This is a genomic window from Candidatus Accumulibacter vicinus (assembly GCF_000584955.1).
GTDB classification, from domain to species: Bacteria; Pseudomonadota; Gammaproteobacteria; order Burkholderiales; family Rhodocyclaceae; genus Accumulibacter; species Accumulibacter vicinus.
This window is the reverse complement of record NZ_JDSS02000053.1, coordinates 26,701-34,533: the sequence shown is the minus strand read 5'-3', so window position 1 is coordinate 34,533 and position 7,833 is coordinate 26,701. Positions and strand designations below refer to the sequence as shown.

General features: G+C 58.6%; 6 protein-coding genes and 1 pseudogene. All 7 read right to left on the bottom strand.

Going from position 1 to position 7,833, the window contains the following annotated elements; genetic code table 11:
• Positions 1 to 191, bottom strand: a pseudogene (locus CAPSK01_RS20515) (glutamyl-tRNA reductase); the annotation flags it as partial.
• An 85-nt stretch (positions 192 to 276) separates the two neighbouring features.
• Complete coding sequence (locus tag CAPSK01_RS20510; protein WP_273704204.1) at positions 277 to 3,162, bottom strand: EAL domain-containing protein; 2,886 nt, start codon at positions 3,160 to 3,162, stop codon at positions 277 to 279.
• 9 nt (positions 3,163 to 3,171) lie between these two features.
• Positions 3,172 to 4,344: a hypothetical protein gene (locus tag CAPSK01_RS20505; RefSeq protein WP_273704203.1), complete on the bottom strand. Its 1,173-nt coding sequence runs from the start codon at positions 4,342 to 4,344 to the stop codon at positions 3,172 to 3,174.
• A 13-nt stretch (positions 4,345 to 4,357) separates the two neighbouring features.
• Entirely contained in the window at positions 4,358 to 4,828 is a 471-nt protein-coding gene (locus CAPSK01_RS20500; RefSeq protein WP_034931292.1) for a hypothetical protein, read from the bottom strand.
• A gap of 103 nt (positions 4,829 to 4,931) precedes the next feature.
• On the bottom strand, positions 4,932 to 6,002 hold the full coding sequence (locus CAPSK01_RS20495; protein ID WP_034931288.1) for a sulfate ABC transporter ATP-binding protein: 1,071 nt from the start codon (positions 6,000 to 6,002) through the stop codon (positions 4,932 to 4,934).
• Positions 6,003 to 6,086: 84 nt separating this feature from the next.
• Positions 6,087 to 6,956 (bottom strand): sulfate ABC transporter permease subunit CysW, encoded by an 870-nt coding sequence (gene cysW / locus CAPSK01_RS20490; protein WP_034931284.1) that lies wholly within the window; start codon positions 6,954 to 6,956, stop codon positions 6,087 to 6,089.
• Entirely contained in the window at positions 6,953 to 7,810 is an 858-nt protein-coding gene (gene cysT, locus CAPSK01_RS20485; RefSeq protein WP_034931648.1) for a sulfate ABC transporter permease subunit CysT, read from the bottom strand. Before cysT ends, cysW begins: the two co-directional genes overlap by 4 nt.
• Positions 7,811 to 7,833: the final 23 nt, after the last annotated feature.

Sequence of the window (7,833 nt, the reverse complement as noted above, 5' to 3'; positions counted from 1 at the left end):
GCCTCTGGCACATCGGTAGCGAAGTAAACTTCGGTACGGTTGCAGGTGGAAAGAATTGCTGCCTCTTGAACCGATTTTCCGCGCGTCAGGTCGGTCAACGCCTGGTGCACCCTTTCCGCGTGAAAGGCCACCTGCTCACGGACCGACAGAGGGGCCGTGTGGTGGTTGATACCAAGCGTAAACAGCGGCATTCTTGGCGGATGGTAGGCAGAGAAAGGCAGATCGGACCAGGATTATATCATTGACAGCACATGTCCCCGCGCGCGCCATACGCATTCAGAGCACATCCTGCGCCGGCTTGCCGATGAAATACCCTTGTGCGTAGTCCACACCAAAACTGCGCAACATGTTCAACGCGCGTTCGTCTTCAACGAACTCGGCGACAGTCTTCTTGCCAAATCCTCGCGCCACCTCAGTCAGCGCCCGAACAAAGACCTGATCGTCTGGACTGTCGACCAGCGTGCGTACAAACGATCCGTCGATCTTCACGTAATCAACAGGCAACTGTTTAATATAATTGAATGATGAAAATCCGACGCCAAAATCGTCGAGCGAAAACGAACAACCGAGTTCACGCACAGCTTGCATGAACGCGCGGGCAGCGGAAAAATCCGACACGGCAGCCGTTTCGGTGATTTCAAAGACGACATGACTGGACAGCATCGGGTTGCGGGCAAGTTCGTCGCGAATGAAGGACAACAGTCTGGCATCGTTGATGCTGACGCCCGACAGGTTGATCGAGAACTTATAGTTTCTCCCGACGGCAAACAAGGACAACATTTTGCCAAAGACCTGATCGATCACGTGACGATCGATCTCGCGTATCAAGCCACTGTTTTCGGCGACCTCCATGAACGCTCCAGGCAGAATCAGCGACCCGTCGGTATCCCGCATGCGCACCAGCGCCTCGTAATGACTGACCTGCCGCGCACGGATATCTTGAATCGGCTGGTAATGGACGACAAATCCCCCATCCACCAGGGAACGGTTGATCATCTCCTTCCAATGCAAGCGCTCCTGTATCTTCTCCTGTTCACCCTCACCCTCGGAATAGAGGTGCCAACCTCCCCCGCCCTTGGCCTTCGCCTGATACATGGCGATGTCGGCATTGGCCAGAAGCTCCTTGACGTCCATTTTCGCCTCGGAAAAAACCACAATCCCGATGCTGGCGGAAATCCGATGGTTTGCTCCCAGTTCCGGGAACTTGATTTCGGCAAGGCGCTTGTTGATCTTCTCGGCCACCTGAATGGCTCCGTCCTGATCGCATTCATGCAACAGGAGGCCCAGTTCGTCGCCGCCCAGCCTTCCCAGCAGATCGCTGGCGCGTGCCACGTTGCTGACCTGGTCGGCGACGATGCGCAACAGGGCATCTCCTGCCTGATGGCCACTGACGTCGTTCACGTATCTGAACTCGTCGAGGTCGAGATACAGCAAGGCACCATCGTGCCCCGAACGACGCGCGCTGATCAGCGTTTGATCGAGCTCGTTCTGAAAATGCTGTCGATTGATCAGACCGGTCAGCGGATCGTGTTCAGCCAGATAACTGACGTGCGACTCGGCGCGTTTGCGTTCGGTATGGTCCACCCCGACCGAAAGAATCATCATCGCATCACCCGAATGGCCAGACAGGCGAGAATGGCTCCAAGTGATTTCATAGGACTGACCGCTCGTACCCAACAGAATCGACTCCATCTGCACGTGCCGACGGATTCCCGCGGCAATGTCGCGCAAGGCCTGCTGAACAGGTAACGCCGGTGATGATCCAGCCGGACCGAGCAACTCGAAGAAGCGCTTGCCAGGCAGTTTTTCCTCCTCGCAGCCGAACAACAAGCGCCCATATCGATTCAGTGTGCGGATTCGACCGTCTGCGGACTGCGTCAGAATGATGACTTGTGCGGTGTCGAGGAGGCTCTTGTTGAAATCGCGTTCGACCGATATCCGCTGCAACATTCTCTGGGTCGCGGCAGAATGCGCTGCCACTTCGGTCTCCAAGGTCTCCAGCCGATACGACAAGGCGATCGCAGCCTCATCCAGGTTGTCGATTTCGTCATCGAGCAAACGCCGAGCACGTGGCGCAATGCGCGCGCGTACCTCGATAAAGGCCCGGCGGCCGAGCAGGGGTATTGCCAGCACGGCCCTGGTCATGCGCTGCAGGGGGGCGTGTACCAGCAGCGACAGCAACAGCAGCGACAGCAACGAGGCCAGCAACTCGCCCTGCAAGCGGCTCAGGACCGATTGGCGAATGTCGGCCAAGGCTTCGGTCAGATCATCGATGACCACCATCATCGCCGGCAATGGCCCGCCCCTTGGAGCATCCAGCGCCAGAAATGACAACTCGAATTGCTTGCCGTTGTAAGGCAGCGAGACATGCGCATGGCCACGGGGGGAAAGAATCGGGGGAATCGACGTCAATTGATGGAGCAAGGCCCGATCTTTTCCCTTGCTGCTCAACTCGATCACCCGCAAGCCCAGCTGTGGCAGGAAGGCCTCGTCCACGGCACCCCCGACCAGAGGCGGCGTCGGGATCAGGACGCCGAGATCAGCACCACCAGACACACTGGGAAAGGAGTTGATCACCTCGGCCGGTGAGCTGCCAAGGACCACCACTCCGGCAACACGACCAGCCGATAGAATCGGTGCTGCCGCAAACTCGGTACATACTTGCCGGCAGCGCGTCCAGTGCATGGCTCGCTCACTCTTGATGACGACACGCACCTCTGCATCATGATCCGGATCGGCCAGCATATCACTGGGCCAGCTGGCCAGCAGCAGACCGGTCTTGGCATACACCTGCAACGAGTCGATACCCAGGCCGAGTTGCAGGGCTGCCCAGTAGCTATCGAAGTGATTTCGCAGCAACTCATGTCCGTACGGCGTCTGGAACAGGCTCATTCCGACAGAATCAAGCGCAGCCAGAACACCCGCGAGGCCCTGCAGGCGTTGCCCGAAATCATCACGCAAGGCAAAGGCCTGCAGAACGAGGCGCTTGCGGGCCTCCGCACGCTGCACTTCGAAACGCGTCGCCAAATCGTGAAAATGGAGCCAGGACAGCGCCCCATTGACCGACAGCATCACCACACCCAGGGTCAGCAGGATCTTCCACCTGAGGCTGAGAAATCTGTAACCGCTGCGCGCTTGCGATGCGGATTGACGATCCAACATCACTGGTGACTAAAAGCGGAAGGAGGCTTGCAGCATGAAGGTGTCCCAGTAGCGACGCAAGGCCTGCGTGTCCGGATTGTCCTGTACCGCCAGGAAACCCGTACCATCAACTCGATGCACTTCAGCGCGCAACATAAACTGGGGGGTGACGTCAAAACGAAGTCCTGCCGTCCAGTCCCTGGCAAAGCGTGTAAAACCCGGGATCCCGGTGGCGGCCGCAAATCTCTTGCCATCACGATCATGGTGGTCGGCGTAATAGGCATCGTAACGCAGCAATGCCTCCCACCGGGGTGCCAGGCGATAACTGCCTTGCAGATAATAGCTTCGTCCATCGGCCGTAGCATTGTAGAAAAAGCGGCCAAAGTCCGAGACCGAAGTTCGGCGGAAAGCATATTCGCTGGTCAGGCTCCAGCTCTCGGCGTTGAACTGGGCAGACAGAATCAGTGGCGTCAGCTTGAACCTCCCGGCCTGCAGTCGGTCGCCAAAGCCCGGCTTGTAGCGCAAGTCAAGACGAGCGGCGGTCAAGCCCAGACGATACATCCCTCCGGATCCCTCGAAGAAGACCTGGAAATCCGGCGCCAGACTGGAATCCAGACTGCCGGGCGGATGCAATCCGACCAGAGCCACTTTGGCAGCATTCGTATCGGTCTGAGGCTGGCCGTAACCAAAACTGGCGAACAGATTTCCGGCGTCGCCATAGCGCTCTGCGTAGATCTCGGCTCCGTCGGCTGACACGGTCAGATTGCGTGTCCTTTCGAAATAGATCGATTGAGGCAGAATGATGCTGGGGCGGGTGAACGGCACATCGCGGGTCTTGTTGTACAAACCGTAGGCAGTTTTGATCCGTCCCAGACGAATCCCTGCACGTCCCTCCTCTCTCGACAGCGGCGTCCAGTCGATCAAGCCGTAATCGACCCGAATCCCCCCATCATCGGTGCCGCCTACCTGATGTGAGAGCAGCTCAGCTGCCAACTGCACATCGGAGGTCAGGCGCCAGGATGCATTCATACCCACTTCCGTGAAATCCCTGCTCACCCGGTCATCGCTGTACCCAAAGAAATTGTTATTCGTGGTGTTCACCAGCGTCAGGGAGGCAAAGCCGTGCAACTGGAAATCTCCGCCCAGCAGGTCCAGGGCACGCACCGGCGCAGCCCACAGCAAGCACACGCCAATCAGCGCCATGCAAGATGCGGCACTAGCGAATCTTGAGTACACGCACATTCGGATTAACCTCGCTCGCTTTGACGTAACCAATCGCTCCCGGAGTGGATGCCACTCTGGAGAGCATTTCCTGCGTTGAAGCGACCTGCTCGGGGTATCGTCCCTGCCCGGAAAACACCTGCCGGTCCCAGGCCATTCGCAATTGCTGAGGAAATACCTGCAGGACGGTCTTGCTGAAGGTGGCATGCTCTGGCGCGTCATCCCTGAGAACGAACACCCTGACCAAGGTATCGGTCGGCCAGTTCTGCAAGCGCATGCCAAAGATGGCGCGCAGGGAGGCTCTCGGAATGGTCTCTTCACTGGTCGCCGGATAGGCGATCGCGACCATCACCGGCTCAGCCGTCTGGGCACGCGCCACGACGGCAAGCAACGCGTTTGCCAGCAGGCAGAACAATAGCGATCGCCGTAGCAAGGCCATGAATTTAATGGGAAGAACTTTCTGCATCACGGCACATGCTACCAGACAAAACCTCCGACGAACCAGCCAGCGTTGGTCGGCGGAGCTTTTGCTCCTGCGCACAGCCGGTAAACCACTCCGGCTGATTCAACTAGATTCCAGAACCACCCTCTTCCATAGTCTTTCCTGGCGCGGCAAAAACCCGGAGCTGACGAGGTTTGAGCCATACCAGCTGCCCTTCGGCAAGTGCCAAGATCGTGGCCCGCTCGCGAGTCAACTCAACCTCGATCAATTCCGAAGCATGCGCCAGCTCGACACGCACCCATGGCCCGATGGCATGCACTTCCTGTACCGTCGCCTCCAGGCCACCGGTCAGCGGGTGGTGTTCGATCTCGATATCGTGCGGTCGGACAAACGCCGTGACAGCGCTTTCCGGCCCGCCTTCGGGACGCTCCGCAGCAACCTCCGCCCAGGCCCCATGGACACGACTGTGAAAAACGTTGACATTGCCAAGGAACTGATAGACGAAAGGTGTTGCCGGACTCGAATACACCTCGTCGGGAGAGCCGATCTGCTCGATCCTCCCCTGGTTCATCACCACCACGCGATCAGCAACCTCCAGCGCTTCTTCCTGATCGTGTGTCACGAAGACGCTGGAAATCTGCATTTCATCGTGCAAGCGCCGCAGCCAACGCCGCAGTTCCTTGCGCACCCGGGTATCCAGCGCACCGAAAGGTTCATCAAGTAGCAGCACCCTCGGTTCAACGGCAAGCGCACGTGCTAGGGCGATACGCTGACGCTGACCGCCTGAAAGCTGCGAGGGATAGCGATCGGCCAGCCAGTCGAGCTGCACGAGCTTGAGTAATGCCGTGACCCGGCTACGGATCTCGGCCTCTGCCGGACGCACTTTTCTCGCTTTGACGCGCAGACCGAAAGCGACGTTTTCGAACACCGACATGTGTCGGAACAAGGCGTAGTGCTGGAACACAAAGCCGACCTTGCGATCGCGTGCATGCACATGTGCCGCTTCCTCGCCAGCGAACAGCACCTGCCCAACGTCGGCGGTTTCCATGCCGGCAATGATGCGCAACAGTGTGGTCTTGCCGCAGCCTGACGGACCGAGCAAGGCAACCAGTTCGCCCGTCGGAATGTGCAGGCTGATGTCTTCCAGTGCCACAAAGTTGCCGAAGCGTTTGCCAATCCCACGTATTTCGATGCTCATCGGAACAGTTCAGAAAAGGTTCTTGCAGGGGTCCGCGTGCAAGCGACACGGAAAAGTCGGGAGCAAGTTGCGAGCACTCCTGTCTCAGCTCTCTTCTGCCGGCAAGTCCGCCAGCAGCATGCTGTTTTCGCGGCGCATTCGCCATTCGACAACCGTCTTGGCAAGCAATGTCACCAGCGCCAGCAAGGCCAGCACCGATGCCGACGCGAAAGCGCCCACCGCGTTGTACTCGTTGTACAGAATTTCCACATGTAACGGCAGGGTATTGGTCTCACCGCGAATATGCCCGGAAACCACCGATACCGCACCGAACTCGCCCATCGCCCGAGCGTTGGCAAGGATCACGCCGTAAAGCAGACCCCACTTGATATTTGGCAGCGTCACGCGGCGGAACATCTGCCAGGCACTGGCACCGAGCGAAAGGGCAGCCTCCTCTTCTTCCTTCCCTTGCGCCTGCATCAGCGGGATCAACTCGCGGGCGACAAACGGCGAGGTAATGAACAGGGTGACAATGATGATCCCTGGCAACGCAAACACCACCTTGATGTCATGTGCCGCCAGCCATGGCCCGAAAAGCCCCTGGGCGCCGAAGATCAGCAGAAAGACCAGGCCCACGACCACCGGCGATACGGCAAACGGCAGATCGATCAAGGTAATCAGCAAGCTCTTGCCCCTGAAATCGAACTTGGCGATCGCCCATGCCGCAGCGACACCAAAAACGACGTTGAACGGCAGTACGAAGAGCGCGACAAGGAGTGTCAAGCCAATCGCAGAACGGGTTTCGGGGTCGTTCAAGGCGCCGGCGTATGCTGTCCAACCTGCGGCAAAAGCCTCTACAAAAACCGCCAGCAAAGGCAAGGCGAGAAAGAAGAAGAGGAATCCGAGCCCGACACCCAGCAGCAGAGCACGCAACCAGCGCGGCTCGGCGTTCACCCGCCGCAAGCGCCCGTTCACTGGTGCGCTCCCAGGCTTGGCGAACACCCGCTGTGCCGATTTGCCGCCCACCACTGCAAGGCGTTTACGGCGAGCAGCATCACAAAGGAAATGATCAGCATGACCATCGCCAAAGCGGTCGCACCAACGACATCATACTGTTCGAGCTTGGAGATGATCAGCAAGGGCGTGATTTCCGAGATCAGGGGCATGTTGCCGGCAATGAAAATGACCGACCCGTATTCTCCGACCGAACGTGAAAAGGCCAGCGTGAAACCGGTGAGTAGCGCAGGGAAAATCGCCGGAAAGAGGACACGGATGAAGGTCTGCCAGCGCGAAGCACCCAGTGATGCGGCAGCCTCCTCGACCTCCGACTCGATATCCTCGATCACCGGTTGTAGCGTGCGAACGACAAAGGGCAGACCGATAAAAGTCAGGGCAACGACGATGCCAAACGGCGTGAACGCCACCTTGACGCCTAGCGGCTCAAGGTGTCGGCCAATCCAGCCATTGTCCGCATAAAGGGTGGCCAGGGTAATTCCTGCCACCGCCGTCGGCAATGCAAAGGGCAGATCGACCAAGGCATCAATGGCACGCTTGCCTGGAAACGAGTAGCGCACAAGAATCCAGGCGACGATCAGACCAAAGAAGGCGTTGATCGTCGCAGCCAGCAAAGAGGCACCGAAGGTCACGCGATACGAAGCCAGTGCTCGTTCGCCAGTAGCGATCGCCCAGAGCTCGACCGGACCGAGGTCACTGGCCCGGAACGCCAGACCGGAAAGCGGAAGCAGGATCAGCAACGACAGGTAAGCCAGGGTACAAGCCAGCGACAGACCGAAACCGGGCAGGATCCGTCGGCGGGAAGCCGGTGTCAAACAGGACGATGACCAGGCAGCCA

Coding starts and splice junctions, on each gene's coding strand:
- CAPSK01_RS20495 (WP_034931288.1), bottom strand. CDS start 6,002: ATGAGCATCGAAATACGTGGGATTGGCAAACGCTTCGGCAACTTTGTG.
- CAPSK01_RS20510 (WP_273704204.1), bottom strand. CDS start 3,162: ATGTTGGATCGTCAATCCGCATCGCAAGCGCGCAGCGGTTACAGATTT.
- CAPSK01_RS20500 (WP_034931292.1), bottom strand. CDS start 4,828: ATGCAGAAAGTTCTTCCCATTAAATTCATGGCCTTGCTACGGCGATCG.
- CAPSK01_RS20505 (WP_273704203.1), bottom strand. CDS start 4,344: ATGGCGCTGATTGGCGTGTGCTTGCTGTGGGCTGCGCCGGTGCGTGCC.